This is a genomic window from Rhodococcus sp. NPDC057297 (genome assembly GCF_042667435.1).
Classification (GTDB): domain Bacteria; phylum Actinomycetota; class Actinomycetes; order Mycobacteriales; family Mycobacteriaceae; genus Rhodococcoides.
The window spans coordinates 136,805-155,708 of sequence record NZ_JBHUZE010000008.1 but is presented as its reverse complement, the minus strand read 5'-3'; the positions used below and the strand labels follow the sequence as shown (position 1 = coordinate 155,708).

Here is an 18,904-nt window from a genome sequence, read left to right as displayed (position 1 = left end):
GCGTATAGGGCACGGTACTCCTTACAAAATCTCGTGGTCTCAGGGCAGGTTGGTGCTGGAGCGCTTGAGTCTCATGATGTCGACCAACAGTCGGTCACGATCGGCGAGCAACTCGGCTTGATCGATGCCGTTCATCTCCTCGTCCATGCCTGCGACGAGCTTGTGGGCGAGTTCGGCGGTGAGTTGCGGTTCACCGAGATCGTCCATCCATTTCTGGGTCGGCGGACCCAAGTGTTCGAGCAGATGCCGCATCCCGCCCTGGCCGCCCGACAGGTGCTGCGCGGTCAACGGACCGACGATCGCCCACCGCAGACCAGGTCCATGGGAGATGGCGGTGTCGATGTCGGCGACGGTCGCGACGCCTCTGTCCACCAGCGAGTACGCCTCACGCCACAACGCAGCCTGCAGACGGTTGGTGATGTGCCCCGGCAACTCCGCACGCACCAAGACCGGCTTCTTACCGACGGACCGATAGAAATCGACCGCGGCCTGTGCGAGCTCGGACGTCGTCGCGGAGCCAGGAACCACCTCGACGAGCGGCACGATGTGGGCCGGATCGAACGGATGTCCCACAAGCACCCTGCCCGGATCGACAGCGGCGAACTTCTGCAGTGCGCTGGGAGCGAGCCCCGACGTCGACGACGCGACCACGACACCCGGTCGGGCGAACGAATCGATCTCGACCAGCAGCGCGCCTTTGTGTTCGAGCCGCTCGGGTCCGCTCTCCTGGACGAAGTCCGCGTCGTGAACGGCCTCGGCCACCGACCCCACAACCCGAAGGTCGCCGCGGTCCGCCGCCGATCGCCCCGACAGTTCCGTCGCGATGTCGAGCGTCCGCCTGAGCGAATCGAGAAGCCTCTGCTCGGCACCCTCGGCGGGATCGGTCGCCACCACGTCGAGACCCGCGGCGAGGAACGATGCCGCCCAGGCCGCGCCGATGACGCCGGTACCGACCACGGCGACCGTCGTGACGCGGGATCGCGTCACAGCGCACCCGCGAATGCGGCGAGGGAGTCGGGCTGCGCCAAGGAACCCGAGGAGACCACGGTGGACGGATCGGCGCCGAGCAGGATTCGCTTGACGGGGATTTCGAGTTTCTTCCCCGTGCGGTTGTACGGAACGACGGGGACAGCTCGAATGTCGTCCGGTACATGCCGCGGTGACAATGCCGTGCGCAGCGCCGTCGCGATCGACGTCCTCAGCTCGTCGTCCACGTCCGCCCCGTCGTCGGTCACGACGAAGAGCATCAGGCGACCCATCCCGCCGTGGTCGTCCTCCAGGTGGACGACGAGCGAGTCCCGCACACCGTCCATCTCGTCGACAACACGATAGAACTCGGCGGTTCCGAGCCGAACTCCACCGCGGTTGAGCGTTGCGTCGGACCGTCCGGTGATGACGACGCCACCGGATTCGCCGAAACGAATCCAGTCACCATGGCACCAGACTCCCGGGTACTTCTCGAAATACGCACTTCGGTAACGGGATCCGTCGCCATCGCCCCAGAACTTCACCGGCATCGACGGAACGGGCTCGGTGATCACCAGCTCGCCCAGCTCGCCGACGATCTCGTTGCCCGCGTCGTCGAACGCGGTCGCTGCGAAGCCGAGACTCGCCCCGGACATCTCGCCGTCGTACACAGGAGTCAGCGGTGACGCCTGCACGATCCCAGTGCACACGTCGGTACCTCCACTTCCGACATTGAGGAGAACACCGGGACCGAAACGCTCGCAGATCCAGCGGTATCCTTCGACCGGCAGCGGACTTCCTGCGGCGCCGAACTGACGGACCGCCGACAGGTCGAACTTCTGGGTCGGCTCGAATCCCTCACTGCGAGCGTTCATGACGACGCCAGGGCTCATCCCCATGACGGTCGCGCCGGTCTCGGCAGCGATACGCCACTGATAGCTGGAATCGGGATACATCGGATTGCCGTCCATCATGACGATCGACGATCGGACCAGGAGTCCGCCGACCAGAGTGTTCCACATCATCCACGCGGTCGTACTGAACCACGACAACGTATCGCCGGATCCTAGATCGAAGTGCAGTGCGTGATTCTTCAGGGTTTCCAGAAGAATCCCGCCGTGCCCGTGGACGATCGCCTTCGGCTTACCGGTGGTGCCCGACGAGAAGAGCACCATCAGCGGGTGGTCGAAGGGAACCGGCTCGACGTCGGGCAACGAACCGGGCGTAACGGACTCGTGGGTACCCAGGCCTACCCATGGCGTGACGCCGGATCCCTCGACCACGTTGTCGCCGTAGCGAACCGATACAACTGCCTGCACCGACGGCAATGCCGCACGGATGCTCGCCACCTCGTCACGCCGATCGATGCTTTTGGCGCCGTACTTGTAGCCGCCGACGACGAACAAGACCTTGGGCTCGACCTGATCGAAACGGTCGATGACGCTGGGCGATCCGAACTCCGGCGCGCATGCGGCCCAGATCGCACCGATGCTGACCGTCGCCAAGAACGCGACGAGGGTCTCGGGAATGTTGGGGAGGTACCCGGCCACGCGATCACCCCGCCCGACACCGAGATCGATCAAGCCTGCGCGCACGCGGCGAACCTCGTCACGCAAGGCGCCGAAGGTCATGTTGACATCACCGCGCGTCTGCGACCGTCCATAGACCGCAACGCTGTCGAGATCGTCCTCCGTGCCCAGTGACTGCTCGGTGTAGTTGATCAGGGCGCCAGGGAACCACCGCGCCCCTGGCATGACGCGAGCGTCGAGGACCGTCTCGTACGGTTGGTGCGTGACGACGCCGAAATAGTCCCAGATCGACTCCCAGAAGTCTTCGATGTCGGTACTCGACCAGGCCTGCAGGGCTTTCCAGTCGTCGAACCGGTGGCCGCGGTCGGCGTCGAGCCAGTCGAGATAAGCGCCGAGCTTCGAGGTCTTTCGTGCGTCCTCCGGAACCGGCCGAAGAACCGCCGGGGCCGATGCCGCCACCGCTGTGGTCGGCTTCTCGGCAACCTTCACCTTCGGGCCGGTCCCGTCGAGGAAGTCGGCTATCTTCTCCTTGGCTTCGACACTCGACTGCGCGACGGCGGCCATCAGGGACTCCATCATCAGCCCCTCGTTCGGTCCGATTTCGGCTATGGCCGGAAGTGTCTGCAACACCGCATAGTTGGTGACAGGCGAGTTTCCAGCCACCTTCGCGGCCAGTTCGAGAGCCAGGTCGTCGGCGCCGCCGTCGTCGACGAGGTAGGACGTCAGCCCCAGACGCTCGCCTTCGTCGGCGGTGAGGACGCGCCCGGTGAGCATCATGTCCTGCATGCGCGCAACCCCGATCAACCGCGGCACACGAACGGACGCACCGCCGCCGACGAACAGACCGCGCTGACCCTCGGGAAGCGCGAAGAACGTGCTGCGCTCGGCAACCCGAATATGCGCTGCCGCGGCGAGTTCGAGGCCACCACCGACGACGGCTCCGCGCAGCGACGCGATGACCGGCACGGTACCGTCGGCCATTTCGCCGAGCGCCTTGTGCCACATACGCGAGTGGTGCAATCCGCCGACTGCGTCACGTTCACCGAGTTCGGACAGATCGAGTCCGGCGCAGAAGTGGTTACCCGTTGCCGTCAGCACGATGGCCTTGATGCCCTGAGGAGGAGTCCGGAAGAATTCTTCGAGCGCGAGGATGGTGGCGTCGTTCAACGCATTCCGCTTGTGCGGACGATCGAGCGTCAGTAGTCCGATGTCACCTCGGCGTTCGAAGGTCAGGGAAGGGGAGACAGCGTCGGCCATGTCAGTTGCGGTCCATTCTGCGCAGGTCCTGCTTGCGGATCTTTCCTGAGCCGGTGCGCGGCAGTTCAGGCAGGAAGGTGACGATCTTGGGGATCTTGTAGCGCGCCAGGCGCTCGCCGGCGAACGCGCACAGCCCGTCTCGGTCGAGCGTCGATCCCTGCACACGCGTCACGAACGCGTGCCCGACCTCGCCCCAGGTACCGTCTGCGGTCCCGACGACGGCGCACTCGACCACGTCGGGGTGTTGCAGGAGGACGTTCTCGACCTCGGCCGGATAGACGTTCTCGCCGCCCGAGATGTACATGTCCTTCAAGCGGTCGACGATGTACACATAGCCCTCGTCGTCCTGGTAGGCGACATCGCCGGTGTGGAACCAACCACCGTCGGTGAACGACGCCTCGGTCGCGGCCACATTGCCCCAGTACCCGGGTGTGACATTCGGTCCACGAACGATCACCTCGCCCGGTACACCGGCTTGCACCGACTCGCCGTTACAGTCGACGATGCGAATCTCGTCGAACATCACCTGGTGGCCGGCTGATCCGGCCTTACGGACCGCATCGCGAGGTCCGAGGAATGTTGCACCGGGCGCAGTTTCGGTCATTCCGTACCCTTGGCAGAAGGTGATGCCCTTGGCCCGATAGGTCTCGATGAGGCCGATCGGTATCGGCGCTCCCCCGGACATCACGCTGCGGATGGACGACAGATCGGCGTCGGGCCAGCGCGGCGACCGACTGAGCTGGGCAAACATGGCCGTCACGCCGAACATCCACGTCACGCCGTAGCGATCGACGAGATCGAAGGTATCGTCCACGTCCCACTTGGGCGCAAGAACACACGTGCCGCCCTTGAGCAGCACTGTCAGCAGGATCTGATCGAGAGCGGCGACGTGAAACAACGGAGCCGACACCAAGGCCACCTCGTCCGCCGATACGTCGACGTCCAACAGCACGTTGTAGCTGTTCCACAACAGGTTCTCGTGGGTGAGGATCGCGCCCTTGGGATGCCCCGTCGTGCCCGACGTGTAGAGCACGAACGCGGGATCCTGGCCGCCGACCTCGGCCGCAGGCGCCGGTGACGGCGGAGGTTCGACCGGCTCGGTGGACCACTGGACGTACTGGATGCCGACGGCGCCGGCCAGCGCGTCGGCGGTCGCGAACATGACGCGGTCGACGAGGACGATGCGAATGCCCGCGTCGGATATCTGGTAGTCGAGTTCGGGAGCGGACAGCCGATGGTTGAGGGGAAGGAAAATAGCCCCGACGCGGAGGGCGGCAAGCATCACCTCGACGAGCGCGGGATGGTTCGGACCCAGGTACGCAATTCGATCGCCGGGCACCACCCCGGATTCGAGCAGTTCTGCCGCGCGGGTGAGGACGCGGTTGTGCACCTCGCGGTAGGTCAGTTCATGTCCGAGGTAGATCAACGCAGCGGCATCCGAGCTCATCCTGGCCCGGCGTTCCGACAGGGTGGCGAGCCCAGGGCGGTAGGGCGTGGTCAGCAGGCTCGAGTTCGGCGTGGCCGCTTCTCGACCCACCGTCGACGAATTGGCCGCCATCGCGGCTGGACTCTGACGCACGGAATCCTCACTGGTTGTCGGAGTGGAATGCTCCCCAGGAGCACCTCGAATGCTACGCACTTGAGTTACGTCACGTCAATGAACCGAGTCGCTTTTGCCGGTGCCGCGGCAAACTAGACTCGCCACATGCAGAACAGCGCGCCTGCCGATTCGACATCCGCAGTCACGAGCACCCCGCAGTCGCTCCTGCTTGCCTTTCTCGGAATGCATCTGCTCAGGAGGCCGATCGCGATCAGCGGAGGGTGCATCGTCGAAATATTCGGATGGTTGGACGTCGGGCAGTCTGCGACACGATCCCTTCTCGCACGGATGACCGAACGAGGAATTCTGGAGCGGTCCAAGCACGGACGCAACACGTTTTACGCTCTGACGCCCCGCGGATCGGCTGTGTTGGACGACGGTTCACGCAAGGTCTGGCGCGGGGCAGGCGACGCCGACTGGGACGGCACGTGGACGACGGTTGCCCTCTCCGTTCCCGAGGATTCCCGTCACTTACGTCACCGCGCTCGGTCGAGGCTCGGGTGGTCGGGTTTCGGCTATGTCCCATCAGGTCTGTGGGTGGCGCCGCGTCGCCACGACGTGCAGTCGATCCTCGGGGCGGAATTCGCCGACACCGACATCACCGTCATGGTCGGTCGAACATCACCGCCGACCAGCGATGAATCCTTGGTGGCAACGGCCTACGATTTGGACGCGATCTCCGACCGGTACATGGAATTCTCCGACAGGTGGGGCCGGACGCCCGTGGACCTGAATGCCGAAGATGCGTTCGCGGCGCGAATTCGACTGCAGGCGCATTGGTTGTCCTTGGGCCGTGCCGACCCGCTGCTTCCTACCGCGCTGCTACCTGAAAGATGGCCAGCCACAACGGCTGACACTATATTCAGGAAACTCGATTCCGAGTTCGAACGCGCATCGAACGGTCTCGAACTCATGCGACGCAGCACGATCTCGCGGTAGCGCATACTTCTGTGTCGGCCAGGAGCTCGGTTCGTCCCCTCGGCCCGGTGCGAAGATGCGTTTTCACACACCTGGGCGAAGCCCCGACGAACGACGAGGTCCACCGTCGAAACGTCCGTGCACAGCTCGAAAAGTCTGTCAGTGCGGCACGGTATAAAGATGGTGTCGGCGTTCCTTCTCGAGACAGCACTTCGCTGACATTCACGTCCATTCGACAGAAATGAGCAGTATGGAACTACCCACCCCTGCCCGCACGCCAACCGACCCACTAGCCTTCAACATCGTCGTCGAGGTCGACCTTCGCTTCGAAGACCTCACACCCCACCGCCGTATTGATCTGATCCACGCCGTCCGCCGCGACAACGCGCACGTAGACGAGTCCCCTCTCGGGAACGCACTGGTCTACTTCGACTCCGAGCACACCGACTGGGTGAAAGCCGGCCTCCTAGCGCTCGACGTCGCCAAGACAGTCAACCAGGCATGGCCGGTTGCCGGCGTCGAAGTCTGCCGATCCGATCTGTGGCTGGACGAGCCGTTCTTCGACCATGAGCTGGACGATCTCGGCGATCTGCCGGAGTGGTCGGCCCAGGCCGACCCCCGCCGCTGCTCGACAGTGATCGTCGAGGTCGAACCCGAGAGCGGAACAACGCGCCACCTCCGCGACGACCGACTGACGATGGTGCTCAACGATCCTCGCAACGTGCGGCTGAGTCGCTCTGCGGCCGGGCGGCCGCAGGTCATCCTCGAAACACGAGAATCGCCAGTTACGGCCGGACTCTCGATCGCCAAACCGTCGATCACCCTCGACCGAGACCGCACGATCACCCGAGTCCGGTCCGTGCGTGCCGACATCTACCGGGCCGAGGTCGCTCTGTACGACGACGTTGTCGAAATCGATGCAGCTCAGCCGCGGCTCCCCGAGTGGCGCTACGTGACCGACGACGGTGATCGGACCGTCGTCGTCACCGATCTCCGGGTCCGGCTCGAAGGGTGGAGCATCATCCACACGTCCGTAGACGGAATCACAGACACCAGCGACTTCGGCTTCGGGGCCGTCTGGCGCGACGATGACGGAAACCTGAACTCCGTCTGCGACGGCGACATCCTCGATGCCTGGGAAGCGCCCATCCCGCAGGGCTCGAACCTCGACGCATTCGTCGTAGACGGCACACGGCTCGACGTCGATCCCTGGGACGCGATGACGGAATGGCTGGCCGAGTCCATGTACGACCAACCTCTGGGCTTCCTGATCGAACTCGGTCCACAGGACTACGACGAGTCCGACGACAGCCCCGTCGTCTGCGCCCAGGTCGTCTTCCTCAGCGACGGCGTCCTGATGCTCAGGCTGTCGAAGCAAGTGCTCGAACGACTGTCGTTCGCGGACTACTCGTCCGACGGTCTCGCCCTCGATACCTGGCACTACGACGGATACTTCGACGACTGCACCGACGGATACCTGTTCACCCGCGATGTCCGACTGGTCGCCCAGACCTGCACCTCGTGGTTTCGAGACAAGGCAGGCTTCGACACAGCCGATGCACTCGGATGCTCCTATCGCACCGCCGATGAACTCCCCCGCTCCTCGTGATCCCCACTACCGAATCGGAGACCCCGATGACCGACAGCCCCCTCGCCGCCACCTTCAGAGCAACGAAACTCAAGAAGATGGATTCCGCCGCACTCGTTTTCGCGATCGACCACGAAGTCGATCACGATCGGGTCGACATCGGCACACTCCGCTACGCAATAGAAATTGCCACGGCCGTCCACCTGTCGCAGACCCGCATCGGCCGCGCCACCTACCCGGTGGATCCGTACATCGTCCATCCGCTCAGGAACGTCCTGCGTCTGGTCCGGCTCGGCTGCGCCGACACCGACGTACTCGCCGCCACCGCACTACACGACACCGTCGAAGACCAGCCCGAGAACATCGTGAAGGTCCTCGGCGCAGCTCAGGGCCTGCCAGCCGAGAACGCACTCCTGTTGATCGAGAAACATTTCGGCCACGAGACCGCGAGACTCGTTGCAGCAGTCACCAACCCACCGAGCTCTATCCCCTTGACGAAGGCAGAGAAGAACGCCGCCTATGCCCAGCACGTTGCGGACGTCATCACCGACCCCAAGGTCTTCCTCGTCAAATACGCCGACTTCATCGACAACGCCGGCAGCGTGCAGTATCTACAGGACGACGCCAAGCGAGCGAAACTGCAGGCCAAGTACGCGCCATTGGTACCGATCTTCACCAATGCCCTCGACGGACTGACAACGGCACTCGATCTGAACCCAAACGGCCTCACGGTCATCGAAGCGAAGCTGTCGAGACTGGCAGCAAGCCTGGCGGGCTCGGCAACTGCCTAGGCTTGTCAAGGCGCTGACCGACGACATCGAGGACAACGATCTCGCCGGTCGTCACCGGAGAACTCGATGTAGCTCACAGCCTTCGTCAACGCGAACTCGTCGAAATTCGGCATTCGAGGCGGTCAACCCACATATGGGATCTCCTCACACGAATCGAGACCACGGCTGCCCCTTACAGACTCGAATGTTTCACCGTTCTGGGGGAAGAACCACACCACGGACTTGTACATCCACCTTCCGTCGCAGTCGCCGAGGTCGTAGCCGACAACCGTTGACGGTTCGATCGGCGCCGTGGCAACGCTGTCTGCGACTGCGACATTGGGTGCCTCACCGATTCCGGAGGCTACCGGTCCTCCCCACTCGTTCCACACGATGCCGTCGATCATTCCCGAGGGACTTCCGCCATTGAAAACCTGTGGTGGACGGACCTCGCCGTAGCCAGCTTGATGCGGTCCCCATACGCGTCCGAGAACTGGCTCTGCCGCCCTCTGCGGGGAAGCATGGGCAACTCCGGATGCCTCCGCATACTCGAAGACGTAACCATTGGTGGAGAACTGGAACCCGTGACCCGTGTTGTCAGAACGGCACGACACGCCGGATTCTTGGACGTTGCATGTGAACCCGTCGACGGCCAGCGTCTCACCGTACGGCAGGACCGGCGTCAGCCCGTCCATGCGCCAGAACAATGCTTGGCTCAAACTTGCGAAACGTGCGGGCTCAACAGCGTTCACGAGAATCGCATTCGGCGCACCCATCTTCGAGGAGCCGAACTGCTGAACCTGCGGTGCGCCCGCCACCGCCATGTCCGTACTCGTCTTGGGCTGGCATCCCGTCATACGTTCGTCGGGACCTCGCTGCGCACTGTCGCCGAGGATGGCGCACCGCCACAAACCGCTAGGCGTGGTGAAGTAATAACCCGCAGCCCCGCCGGCGTAGACAGCGAACGTCGATGGATCCACAAGGTTTGGCTCCGACGTCGCCTCAGCAGGTTCTTGTTCGCTCGGTTCCGGAACAATTGTCACGAATCCACTCGACTGCAACTCGGCGGACTGCGTCGGTTCAGCCACTGGTGATGGAGAGACTGCCGACGCGCAGGCAGTAACCGACATCGCGATAGCGGCTGCAGCGCACAGTGTCCTCACACGCGGTGTCCTCACATGCGTCGACATGTTGTCGACGGTAAACCCCTCCACGAACCTGCACAGTCCGCCGTTCGCATGACGTTTCCGCAATGGCCAGAGAGCTTCCGCCTCCAGGAAGGCGAGCATTCCCCACTCAGATAAATCACTCGAGCAAAGAAAGATTTCGGCCGTTCGGCGGATACCGCTCCCCGACGACCAGCTCTAACATTGCCGGTCATGCGCCGCTACCGCCTGCTGTTGGTCTTGTTCACGTCGGTGCTTCTGGCCGTCGGCGCCGGCTGCGCAAACACGGCCGAGAATCCAGACCATTCTCAGCAATCACCGTCCGAATCCACCGCACAGGACAGCACGCCGGCCGGCAACCCCTGTGACGGTTCCCGCGGACCGTGCGAGGTTGTCGCATCGACCGATGTCGATGGCGACGGCGCTACCGACAACATCGGTGTCGAACTGGTCGACGGCCTCGTCACGGTCAGGATCGACACCGGAGGCGAAGTTTCTACCGCCAGCGTCGCCGACATGCACATACTTCGTCAGGACATCACCCCGTCGAACGTCTTCGTCGGGGCATTCCACATCACACGCCCGGTGGGTGCCGACATTGTCGTCGACGCCAAGTTCGGACTCGGTGGTTCGGAACTGTTCGGCGTCATCAGTTGGGATGACGGGCCCATCGTCGTTCCGGCACCGCCAGTGTTGGCATCGGAGTTCGAAGACCCCACCGCGTGGACCGTCCCGACGGAGGGACTCCGCGTACTGGTCCGGTGCCCAGCACCCGGCTCGGTCGGTGTGGTCACGACGGAAGGTGAAAGCAGCTACGGGATACCAACACCCGGCGGCGCCTACACTGAAACGGTCACCTCCACCTGGAATGGTGGCGCCTGGGCACGCACCGACACTGCACGAATCCCCGGCCAGTACGTGAGCCCAGACAAGATCGCCAAGACGGGAACATTCGAGTGCGAACCAGCCTACGAAACTCCACCCCCGTTTCCCGTGACGGTCTCGGCGCTCGATCCGAATATCATTCTCGGCGGACGGATTGCACCTTCGAACTCCATCGGTTACGGCGAAACAACACCGGAGACAGTATATTTCGGCGGATCGCCAAGCGGGATGGTGAGCGAGATCGCCTGGGACTCGTGGGGCGACGATCACGCAACAGGTCATGGGCAGGCGCTGTACGTGGTCACGTCGGTTGCTGACGCCGAGATGATGCCGGTCGAGGTGGTCGCCTTCGACATCCAAGTCTGCGACGGTAGCCGCGCATACTCGAAAATTGCCTGGTATTTCCCATCGCAGGGGGAAACGTTCAACCCCGGCAACAGCAACGGCATGTGCTGACGCAGCCGCCGGGCGACTCACGCGTGAAAAACATTTTGTCAGATCTACCGCTACCAGTCAGGCGTGCCTTTGTCTTCATCTCGATTCTCTCGTTGTCACTGTCCACCATGGCAGAATACTCAGTCGCTCCAACTGGGCGACCCGAGTCGACCTAGCCACTCGTAGGGAACGACTTTCGAACTACCAGCCCTAGCGTGACACAACCTCGATTGCCTGCATGAGTTCGATGGACCGCGACGACGCTGTGGGCGCCCCTCCCGCAGCACGACTACGCCCAGCACCTTGACTGCTGCGATGGACGCTAAAATGTTGGCCCCGAATTTCCATGATAAAAGCTCCGGTCGCTCCCAGAGTTCCGCGAGTCAGAATTCCTTGCTTCGTTCAGCAAACAAAAGGCGGTTGCTGATTACTACCTCCTATCGAAGCGCAGACGCCCGCGAGCGAAAATGTTCTCAGCCGCCAGTAACCAGGGCTCGTGCGGGTTGTTCACCCGAGCAATGATCCGCTCACATTCGTCGCGGTCGCCCCGGAGCTCGACCACGATCTCACCCCTGCCATCCGCTCGTTGACGTAGGTAAAGGTCGAAGTCGATCCCGGGAGGCAACTTTGCAAACCGCGTGATCAACTGTCTCAACACTATTCGCACGGTGGAGCCGGTGACCAAGTCGAAACGTACCTTGGAGAACTCATCGAGATTCATGACTTCGATGATTCTGGTTCGTAGCCCATCAGGAACAGGGATGTCCCGGTCGGCCACAAGGATGATCGACGCCTCGGTACCGGACAGGCTGTAGCTTGCGCCTTTGAGGCCGACGCCGGTGTCGAGGGATTCCCAAATCCCGTTCAGCCCTGCGTCCAGCTGAAAGCTGGCCTTGTCGAGGATGTCTGCGCTCTGTCCCACGTCGAGCTGGTTGGTGATCGTCTCGTTGCGTACCCGGTCGGGATCCACGCTGTCCAGTACCTGCTCGGCCTGCCGTTCCAGAATGACGTTGCCCACGCTCTGGCCAGAGGTCAACGCCACCAATGCCTGCAGAATTTCCGGGCGACGGCTCAAGGTGTGGTTCTCGAGTGCTTTACCAAGTAACTCTGCGTTTCGGTCCTGCATAGCAGTCCACGGACCTGGGATCGACATCAGCGGAATGTTGAGCTCACGGGATAGCTTCTGAGCCGCTTCAACCTGTGCAAACTGGATCCGGCCTGCCAGTGCTGCACGTTCGAACTCGTCAGCGCGTTCGGCCACCACACGTTTGAGCGCAATCTCCGCATCGACGTGCGCTCTCGCCATCGCCAACTGACCTTCGTGGTCGACCTCGATGAGTTCGGCTTCACGGCGGCGTTGCGCGGCACGTACTTCGATCTCGGTGAGCGCAACCTCGGCGACTTTGGAATCCATGTTGGCGATTTGAGCCAGTACGCCTTCCGGCCACGTGACATCGATGACCCGTGCCATCGTGACATGGATGAACTTCTCGTCGAGTCGGACCGTCCCCCCGGGGAATACGAACTCAGCGAATCCCGCACTGTAAATCTTCAGTGGGTCGGCGCCTGCGAGCATCGTACGAACATGACGCTCGAGGGCATCCGTCAACCGCGATTCGATCGCCGTCGTGAACGCCGCGCCTTCCGATTCGAGCAGCGCAAGGAGTCCCACCTGATCCGACTCCGGATCGATTCGAAAGCCGAGGGTGATGGCTGCCGACGGGAGAAACAGCGAGTCACCCAGCGGGACGTGGGAGAAGCGGATATCGACCGTCACGGTGCTCGTGCGCAGCTTCGCATAGGACGCGGCCTGGAACTGACCGAGACCGAAGTCCCATCGTCGTTGACCAGCTTTGATCAGTTGACGACCGCCACCCTTCTTGAAGATGACGAGCCACTGGCCTGGCTCCGGACTGAGTCTGCCCTGGATCGGGAATGTATCGCCCAACAACTGAGGCACACCGGACATCACACTCTCCTACTCGCCAGTGTCGGTCGTTCGACCGATTGACCATCGTACGGAATCAGGGTAGCGGCACGGCACGTAATTCAACCGAATGATCATGCCCACCAACATCTCTCGCAATTCTGCCAAGCTTGTCAAGCTGTAGTAGGTTTGACCTCCTTCAGCTGATCGTCCCGAAACAGCGAACTGGATAATCAAGGCGGCGCAGGTGGGCAACTCACGTTTCGACGATATTGCCGGCAAAGTTGTCGGAGGGGCGGCGGTGTTTCTGAACGCGACTGCCCCGCCGCCCGCGGCCGCTGACCTCGCGGAAAGAAATGAGTTTCTCGCGCCGCTGGTCGGCGCACATGTCAACGCCGCAGAGGCGGTGGCTCAGTTCGGTGAAGCGAGGGCGCAGCGCGATGAATCCGTCTCCGAACAGGTAGCCGAACCCGAGTATGCAGATCACGCGCCACCTGAGGACGTCGAACTATCCGAGGACACGACTACCGCCGAAGAGGCCAGTGACGCTGCCGAATCCACGGACGACTCCTCGTCGGACGCTTCCGGCGGGTTGTTGTGACGGACCGGGTAGCGAACGGCCGGTAGTAGCGTGAACATCAATACGCTCGAAATGGTGCACATCGACCGTGACCGTTGGGCATGGGCCGCGCGGGTGCCAGTCTTGCCCGACAGTATGGTCGAAGAAGAGCTGTACGGGCTCGATACGGTTCGACGTGCGTACCTCAATCTTGCAGAGGCTCTTGCCTATGCGGCTGCCGAGGGCTCCGCCCTGCAATTGCGCTTGCACTCGGCAGCTCGAAGCGCGTCTCATCCAGGTACGGTCAGCGCGTGGATTGTGGGCGCGGCAACCACCGTCGAAGACGCGAAGACGCTCGGCAACCTCGTCGTCACGAATCTGCCCGCAGAGCTGGATCTGCTACCCGCTAGCGGCGAGGACACAACGGATCTGTTCTGGTTCTTGACCCAGGGCGGTGCTCATCCGGACATCGCGGAGGTTCGGCGGAGACTCGAGGACGCGGATGTCGGACGATCGGCTGACCCTACCGCACGAGATGCGACCCATGTCGCGGTCTTGCAGTGGGCACCCGAGCCGCACGCTCTTCGGCGCGCGGTCGAGATGTTGTCGTACCACGAGGGCCGATGCGGCTTGATCCTTCATGCGGAAAGGACCGTTCCCAGCGTCGAACTGCTCGGGCACCTTTCAGACACAGTGGCATTGCTTCGATTCGACCCAGACCGTCGAACTGACAAGCTCGGCGACCAGATTTTGATGGAGAGCATCGAGGTACTACGCGACCTGCCGCGCGCCGCGCTGAAGGTCAGGGTGGCCGCCGTGAGCACGAACGGCCTTCTACCAGGGATGGTGGAATCGATCGGAATGGATCTCACCGGCCTTGGCGGTTTCGACATCGTGCGGCCCTCGGGTCTCGAACGATTCGACGCCGAGGAATTGTTGACCCTCGCGGTGGCGCACGACTGGGGGTTCGACCTCACAGACAAACTCGTACGTGAACTGGTCGAGATCTCGTCCCCCTCCCGGGCGGGCGCGGTAGTCCGTTTTCCCCAGCCACCTGTCGGCGGCTTGCCGGGCATTGCCAGCTCACCTCTTACGACACTGCCGCGATCACCACAACTGCAGCTGACAGGAAGCAACGGTCCTGCGTGCATTCTGGGCGTCGGTTTGACCGGTGGAACTGTCGAGCTGTCTTTGTCCGAGATCAATCGCCATGTCATGCTCGCCGGCCTCCCCGGTTTCGGCAAGACCACCTCTGTACAGCGTCTGCTCGAACAACTCTGGCTGGACCACAGAGTGCCGTTCTTGGTTCTCGACCCAGCGAAGTCGGACTATGCGGACCTCGCGGCGAGACTCGCGGACGACGGAGTCGAACACGTTGTTCTCGGTCCGGCGCATCCGGCGTTCAACCCCTTCGTCGTTCCACCTGGCTGCGACACAGCGGCGCACGCCGCACGAGTGGTGGGCGCCTTCGACGTTGCGCTCAGGCTCTCGGAGAGCTGGCCGTTCGGATACATCCTGCTGAGCCGTGCTCTGTACAAGTGCTACGAGACATCGGAGGCGCCGACACTGCGAGATTTCTATCGGACAGTGGGCGACATGATCCGGACTTCGGACTACTCCCCCAACACCCGATCGGAGATCATCGGGTCCTTACTCGGACGACTCGAGTCGCTGGTTCGAGGACCGATGGGCTCGGCGTTCGCGACGGGGCCGGATGCGGGGATCGACTGGGAGAGGCTCCTGAGTACACCCACCGTCGTCGAGTTCCGAGCATTTGCGGGTCCGACCGAACGCTCGCTGGTGTTTGCTCTTCTCATAGCCGGTCTTGCGTCGTATCGTGAAGCGCACCCGCCTGCCGGACGCCTCGCGCACGTCACCGTGCTCGAAGAAGCGCACCGAGTCTTGTCGAGCCGGAGCGATTCTCAGTCCGAGGGAGTCCGACTCCTCGTCGAGGCCGTGGCCGAGTTGCGTGGAAGCGGAGAAGGTTTCATCATCTGCGACCAGGCCCCGTCGACGCTCGATGCAACGTTGAGGAAAGTGATCGGCAGTCTCATATGCCACCGAATAGTCGACAGCACCGAACGCGAGATGCTCGGGAATGCACTGTTGCTCAACGAGCGGCAGGCGCAAGACCTCGCACGGCTCGATGTCGGTACAGCGGTCGTCTACGCCGCTGAGCGTGTGCAATCGGCCATGGTCCAAGTCTCACCGCCAACGTCGCGGCCGCCTAGCCTCCTTCTTACGAGCAGGCACAGCCTCGGAAGCGACGACGTTCATCCTGTGATGTGCATCGGATGTCCCTCGATGTGCACGGGTCTCGACTACGCAACATCCAGGCTTCGAAACCATCCCGCCGACGACGGTCTGATCGAAGATGTCTTCGCGGAATACAACGCCTCGCGCATAACCAGGGCCGAAGCCTGGTGCACCGCGGGCCACGTAGTCGCACTAGAACCAGCGTCGCGCTCGTCTCGACACTTCCTCAAGTCTCTCACCGAGTTGGCATCTGCCATGGACACTTTGGCCCCCACCAGATCCTCAGCCTCCACTGCACACAGGAGTTCACATGGCGAACAATGACAACGACCGGACAGCCGATCTCGCGTCGTACTTCACGTCGCCTGAGCCGGACACCGGGTCTCCAGCGTTGGCACCTGCTACCCCGGTCGAGCCAGCCGCTCCGCCTGCAGCGGGACCTACGCCGAAACCCTGGGTTCGACGGGAAGCCGGTGAGTCGAAACCACCACCGAGAGCTACGACTGCGCCAGCGAACAAAATCGATATGACGCGCTACGACGGTGGCGGTGTGAAGATCGAGCGGTCGGACGTCGGACATGCTGACGATGACCTCAACACTCCGATTGTCCAGGCGACCACGTCGGGACCGGCCAAACCCGAGAGTTCGATCGACAAGTACGTACGATCTTTGCTCGCGGTCGTCGGAATACCGACCCTGATCATCTTCATCGGCAACTGGGTTCCCGAGATCGGACTGTGGGGCTTCTATCGGACGATTGCAGACCAGGTCGCACCCGTCGCCGGAGGATGGCCTTTGCTGCGCGAGGCGGCCCCAGGCTGGGCATTCGATCACTGGACCGGCCTACAAGGCCTCTGTTTCGTACTCGTCCTCGCACTGTATATCTCCGTTCACATCAACAGTCCGCTCGCCCGGATTGTCGTTGTGCCCTTTGCTGGAGCGGTCGCCGTGCTGTACGCGTTGGCGGCCCTCATATCGTTATTCGCCGGTGCCATTCCTTCCAGCACAGTCGGTTTGCTCCTGTGCGTGATAGCCGCAGCACTGGGCGCCAAGATCGGCTATCAAGCGATGACGTCGACCTTAACGATCGGAAAAGTGCCTACACCCATGGCGCTTGCAGCCGCGATCGCGGCTGGTGTGACGGTGCTCCCAGCGTTGTCGGTCGGACGCTGGGCAACCGCTCAGAGTTTGACCGACCAGGCGGCAGCACTTGCACGAGACAATTCGGAGTTCATGGACGCATTTCTGCATGTGGCAACGTTTCTACAGTGGCTCACCGGTGCAGCCATCGTCGGGTTTGCCTTCTCGATTGTCGACATCGCCGTTGCAGTCGGAAGAAAATCTCTGATTAAGCCGATCATTACGAGTGTGGTCCTCCTTGGCCTCATCATCATCACCACGGGCGGCGCGTCCAGCACTTCGAAGACCGCGTCGACCGAACTCGCAACACTCGGCCCAGGCGAAGAAGTACAGAATTGCACAGCCTGGTGGACCACTGATGCCGTACCCGCAACCACATTTGCTGTGGCCGGCGGCGGCTGCGACGTTGTACGCATCTACGAAGGCAAAGTTCGTATCTCCGAGACCCCGCTCGGATTCAACGCGCAATCGACGAGCACGTGGACTACGACCACAGGTTCGCCGATCACCGTGCCCACACCGACGGCGTCGTACGGACAGACGATAGTGGTAGCCGGAGCTCAAGGGTCCAGAAGTCCCGGCGCATTCAACCTCGCCGGTGTCGGCTTTCAGACCGGCGCGATCAATTGGACGTACACCTGCGCCAATTATGACCCGTTCGCCTTCACGTTCTCTGGCAGCCAAGGCATGGACAACATCGACGGTGCAGTCTTCACTCCTCCCGGCGAGGGCCGCAGCGTCATCGTCAACTGCCTGGGGAACGTCCTGCACATCAATCCTGACAATGGCGCGGTGTTCTGACACGTGGTTGGGCACTCTGTGGCGGGTGGAGCTTTATCCTCGAAATCGTGTAGCGAGAAACCCATCGCCTGTGTGACGATAGGTGGCTAACCTAACGTGGTGGGCGGAAGTGAGGACGAATGATGATGCGCGACTGGCGAGATGACTACCCGAAGGCTATCCGTCCGAACGAGATGCTGAAGCGGTTCGAAAATCTGTCGGCACGAGTTGTCAACGACTGCAAGCCAGTCGTAGTCGAATCGAACGCTGGCGATGTGGTGCTCATGTCCGCAGCCGAATACCGCTCGATTATGGAGACGATGCACGTCTTTTCGAGCCCTGCGAATGGGCAAAGCGTGAACGACGGACTTGAGCAAGCCAGACGCGGCAGAAGCTCAGGTGACCGGTACCCCAAACGAGACGACTCTTGACTCCCCGTTCTCGACCATGCTGACCTCGTCAGAAACGGCCAGGCTTGCACCGACAATGGGACCAATTCGTAGGTCATACAGATCTTCCTAGAGCAACGTGGTGCGGCCAACCCAAGAACTAACCACGAGTCGGAGGTGATAGCGAACATCACGGAGGTGGATCTACTGCGTCCAATCGAACCCGTACGAATCCACAGACAGCTCATCCAACGCGCCGTCTCCAAGATCCTGGCCGACCGGAACCTCTATGGGCTCCGCCGAACCCGTGAGGTTCAGCGTGCAGAGGGTGGGTATGCGGTTCGTGCTCGTCGCCTGGAAGAAGAGCGTATTCGAAGACTCATTAGTCATCAGGTTCGACAATGTTCCCTGATTGGATTTCGGTGTGATGGCAAACATGAGTCTTACAACCATCGCCGTTCACCAGGCTGTAGTTCCGGACGGGCGCTTCTAGTATCTGATCGAACTCGGTGTAGTGGTAGTGGACAGGTGAATGGAAACTGCCAATGTCTGACAAAGAGGAGACGTGACCACGGTCTACCTGGACTCACCGGCACGATCGTGCGCGGCAGCGGAGTCTGTTGCAGAGTGGAGAACTCGCCCTGCGAAGAAGTGGCTTCTCAGTTGATCAGAACGGCGAACCCGCGCTGCCGGATCGGAGCCAATCCCACACGCTCGGTACCTCGGGTGGACCCACCC

14 protein-coding genes are annotated in these 18,904 nt (G+C 62.2%); 9 read left to right on the top strand and 5 right to left on the bottom strand.

The genetic code is table 11. The features are described 5' to 3' along the window. Nucleotides 1-39 precede the first annotated feature (39 nt). From ACFULT_RS21295 to ACFULT_RS21285, 3 genes are read right to left on the bottom strand one after another with little or no spacing between them, the layout of a single operon-like run. Complete coding sequence (locus tag ACFULT_RS21295; RefSeq protein WP_378482378.1) at nt 40-987, bottom strand: 3-hydroxyacyl-CoA dehydrogenase NAD-binding domain-containing protein; 948 nt, start codon at nt 985-987, stop codon at nt 40-42. Then, entirely contained in the window at nt 984-3,752 is a 2,769-nt protein-coding gene (locus ACFULT_RS21290) for an acetoacetate--CoA ligase (protein ID WP_378482377.1), read from the bottom strand. Before ACFULT_RS21290 ends, ACFULT_RS21295 begins: the two co-directional genes overlap by 4 nt. A 1-nt stretch (nt 3,753) precedes the next feature. Further along, nucleotides 3,754-5,331, bottom strand: a complete 1,578-nt coding sequence (locus tag ACFULT_RS21285; protein WP_378482376.1) for a long-chain fatty acid--CoA ligase — start codon at nt 5,329-5,331, stop codon at nt 3,754-3,756. A gap of 126 nt (nt 5,332-5,457) precedes the next feature. Between ACFULT_RS21285 and ACFULT_RS21280 the strand changes: the two genes are divergently transcribed. The 3 genes from ACFULT_RS21280 (at nt 5,458) to ACFULT_RS21270 (ending at nt 8,649) form a co-directional block, all read left to right on the top strand. Then, a complete protein-coding gene (locus ACFULT_RS21280) occupies nt 5,458-6,291 on the top strand; it encodes a PaaX family transcriptional regulator C-terminal domain-containing protein (protein ID WP_378482375.1) in 834 nt (277 codons plus the stop codon). A gap of 229 nt (nt 6,292-6,520) precedes the next feature. Then, on the top strand, nt 6,521-7,879 hold the full coding sequence (locus tag ACFULT_RS21275; RefSeq protein ID WP_378482374.1) for a hypothetical protein: 1,359 nt from the start codon (nt 6,521-6,523) through the stop codon (nt 7,877-7,879). 26 nt (nt 7,880-7,905) lie between these two features. Further along, the gene (locus tag ACFULT_RS21270; protein WP_378482373.1) at nt 7,906-8,649 is read left to right on the top strand and encodes an HD domain-containing protein; all 744 of its coding nucleotides are present in this window, start codon (nt 7,906-7,908) and stop codon (nt 8,647-8,649) included. Between the two features lie 122 nt (nt 8,650-8,771). Here ACFULT_RS21270 and ACFULT_RS21265 read toward each other — a convergent pair whose 3' ends face one another. Next, a complete protein-coding gene (locus ACFULT_RS21265; RefSeq protein ID WP_378482372.1) occupies nt 8,772-9,608 on the bottom strand; it encodes a hypothetical protein in 837 nt (278 codons plus the stop codon). Between the two features lie 399 nt (nt 9,609-10,007). On the opposite strand from ACFULT_RS21265, the gene ACFULT_RS21260 reads away from it, so the two are divergent. After that, nucleotides 10,008-11,135, top strand: coding sequence for a hypothetical protein (locus tag ACFULT_RS21260; RefSeq protein ID WP_378482371.1), 1,128 nt, complete (start codon nt 10,008-10,010; stop codon nt 11,133-11,135). 409 nt (nt 11,136-11,544) lie between these two features. Here the strand turns inward: ACFULT_RS21260 and ACFULT_RS21255 are convergent, their stop codons facing one another. Then, entirely contained in the window at nt 11,545-12,690 is a 1,146-nt protein-coding gene (locus tag ACFULT_RS21255; RefSeq protein WP_378482370.1) for a hypothetical protein, read from the bottom strand. A gap of 9 nt (nt 12,691-12,699) precedes the next feature. On the opposite strand from ACFULT_RS21255, the gene ACFULT_RS21250 reads away from it, so the two are divergent. The 5 genes from ACFULT_RS21250 (at nt 12,700) to ACFULT_RS21230 (ending at nt 18,208) form a co-directional block, all read left to right on the top strand. After that, complete coding sequence (locus ACFULT_RS21250) at nt 12,700-13,125, top strand: hypothetical protein (RefSeq protein WP_378482369.1); 426 nt, start codon at nt 12,700-12,702, stop codon at nt 13,123-13,125. 163 nt (nt 13,126-13,288) lie between these two features. Continuing rightward, complete coding sequence (locus ACFULT_RS21245) at nt 13,289-13,642, top strand: hypothetical protein (RefSeq protein ID WP_378482368.1); 354 nt, start codon at nt 13,289-13,291, stop codon at nt 13,640-13,642. A 30-nt stretch (nt 13,643-13,672) separates the two neighbouring features. Beyond that, nucleotides 13,673-16,180, top strand: coding sequence for an ATP-binding protein (locus ACFULT_RS21240; protein WP_378482367.1), 2,508 nt, complete (start codon nt 13,673-13,675; stop codon nt 16,178-16,180). 472 nt (nt 16,181-16,652) lie between these two features. Continuing rightward, nucleotides 16,653-17,798: a hypothetical protein gene (locus ACFULT_RS21235; protein WP_378482366.1), complete on the top strand. Its 1,146-nt coding sequence runs from the start codon at nt 16,653-16,655 to the stop codon at nt 17,796-17,798. A 119-nt stretch (nt 17,799-17,917) separates the two neighbouring features. Beyond that, nucleotides 17,918-18,208 carry a type II toxin-antitoxin system Phd/YefM family antitoxin gene (locus tag ACFULT_RS21230; RefSeq protein ID WP_378482365.1) on the top strand — a complete coding sequence of 97 codons (291 nt, stop codon included), beginning with the start codon at nt 17,918-17,920 and terminating at the stop codon, nt 18,206-18,208. Nucleotides 18,209-18,904 lie beyond the last annotated feature (696 nt).